Source organism: Arthrospira sp. PCC 8006 (assembly GCF_046480465.1).
Taxonomy (GTDB): Bacteria; Cyanobacteriota; Cyanobacteriia; order Cyanobacteriales; family Microcoleaceae; genus Limnospira; species Limnospira platensis.
Map to the genome: position 1 here is coordinate 1 of NZ_PKGG01000421.1, position 1,881 is coordinate 1,881.

The 1,881-nt window shown below is 53.3% G+C and carries 4 protein-coding genes; all 4 read right to left on the minus strand.

All coding sequences use genetic code 11. The annotated features are described in order from the left end of the window. Window positions 1–228 precede the first annotated feature (228 nt). A complete protein-coding gene (locus B9T16_RS28235; RefSeq protein ID WP_410246345.1) occupies window positions 229–498 on the minus strand; it encodes a tetratricopeptide repeat protein in 270 nt (89 codons plus the stop codon). Between the two features lie 92 nt (window positions 499–590). Further along, window positions 591–1,061 (minus strand): hypothetical protein, encoded by a 471-nt coding sequence (locus tag B9T16_RS28240; protein WP_410246346.1) that lies wholly within the window; start codon window positions 1,059–1,061, stop codon window positions 591–593. A 38-nt stretch (window positions 1,062–1,099) separates the two neighbouring features. Continuing rightward, on the minus strand, window positions 1,100–1,357 hold the full coding sequence (locus B9T16_RS28245) for a hypothetical protein (protein ID WP_410246347.1): 258 nt from the start codon (window positions 1,355–1,357) through the stop codon (window positions 1,100–1,102). Between the two features lie 60 nt (window positions 1,358–1,417). Next, complete coding sequence (locus B9T16_RS28250; protein WP_410246348.1) at window positions 1,418–1,606, minus strand: hypothetical protein; 189 nt, start codon at window positions 1,604–1,606, stop codon at window positions 1,418–1,420. Window positions 1,607–1,881 lie beyond the last annotated feature (275 nt).

The following is a 1,881-nucleotide window of genomic DNA, read 5'->3' on the forward strand; positions in this document are numbered from 1 at the left end:
TGAATCAGTCATGATATTTCAGCCCAATCAATTTCCTGATATCAAATCAGAGCAAGAAATTTTACCTGTTTTAGAAAGTGTTAAAGATATGAAATTGTCGGTGATAGAAATGTTCACTTGGCTGAACATTGAATGAGGATTAAATTAAGATTAATATTTAATCAACTTGTTTACCCTTTACCCGTTGATGCGACAGCAAGGAGGAGCAATTGTGAATGTAAGTTCGGTTCATGCGATCGCTTCCGACCACTCTTCCTGCTGGGCTAAAACCCGTCCCAGGTTAAAATGTGACTTAGCAGTGGGATTGACGGCTATGGCTTGGCGGAAGGCTGTGACGGCTTCCTCTAAACGCGCTAACTGGTGCAGTGTTTCCCCTAGTTTTTGGTAAGTCCAATATAAGTCTGGGTGTGACTGTATGGATTTTTGATAAGCGATTACTGCTTCTTCTAAACACCCCACTCGCCGCCGTTGGTTGGCTTGCTGAAAGCTGCTGTTCATGAATCAGTCCTAAACGGTTTGCATTTTCGTCAGTCGGGTGATATGATAGCATTACTGGGGGTGGCGAGGCGATATCTGGATTGGTGAGTCTTTTATGAGGAGTGGTGAGGGAATGAGTGCGGGTGAGTTGCTGAAACAGGCGAATCAGTTGAAACGGTCTGGGAAGTTGGATGAGGCGATCGCACTTCCGAGAATGTAGGCGATCGCACTTCCCAGAGAGTAGGCGATAGGTCGCACTTCCGAGAATGTAGGCGATAGGTCGCACTTCCCAGAGAGTAGGCGATAGGTCGCACTTCCGAGAGGCTAGGCGATCGCACTTCCGAGAGGCTAGGCGATCGCACTTCCCAGAGAGTAGGCGATAGGTCGCACTTCTGAGAATGTAGGCGATAGGTCGCACTTCCCAGAGAGTAGGCGATAGGTCGCACTTCKGAGAAKGTAGGCGATCGCACTTCTGAGAATAATGTAGGCGATAGGTCGCACTTCCGAGGCGATAGGCGATCGCACTTCCCAGAGAGTAGGCGATAGGCGATCGCACTTCTGAAAGGGTAGGCGATAGGTCGCACTTCTGAAAGGGTAGGCGATAGGTCGCACTTCCGAGAGGCTAGGCGATACGTCGCACTTCCGAGAGGCTAGGCGATCGCACTTCTGAAAGGCTAGGCGATCGCACTTCTGAAAGGCTAGGCGATCGCACTTCCGAGAGGGTAGGCGATCGCACTTCTGAAAGGCTAGGCGATCGCACTTCCGAGAGGGTAGGCGATCGCACTTCCGAGAGGGTAGGCGATCGCACTTCCGAGAGGGTAGGCGATCGCACTTCTGAAAGGCTAGGCGATCGCACTTCCGAGAGGCTAGGCGATCGCACTTCTGAGACCCTAGGCGATACGTCGCACTCCGAGGCTAGGCGATACGTCGCACTCCGAGGCTAGGCGATCGCACTTCTGAGAGGGTAGACGATACTTCTGGCGGGCACGCTGCGCGATCGCACTTCTGAGAGGCTAGACGATACTTCTGGCGGGCACGCTGCGCGATCGCACTTCTGAGAGGCTAGGCGATACTTCTGGCGGGCACGCTGCGCGATCGCACTTCCGAGAATGTAGGCGATAGGTCGCACTTCCCAGAGAGTAGGCGATAGGTCGCACTCCGAGGCTACGCGATCGCACTTCCGAGGCGATAGGCGATCGCACTTCCGAGAATGTAGGCGATACGTCGCACTCCGAGGCTACGCGATACTTCTGGCGGGCACGCTGCGCGATCGCACTTCTGARARKGTAGGCGATAGGTCGCACTTCCCAGAGAGTAGGCGATAGGTCGCACTTCCGNNAGGCTACGCGATCGCACTTCCGAGAATGTAGGCGATAGGTNGCACTTCTCAGAGAGTAGGCGATA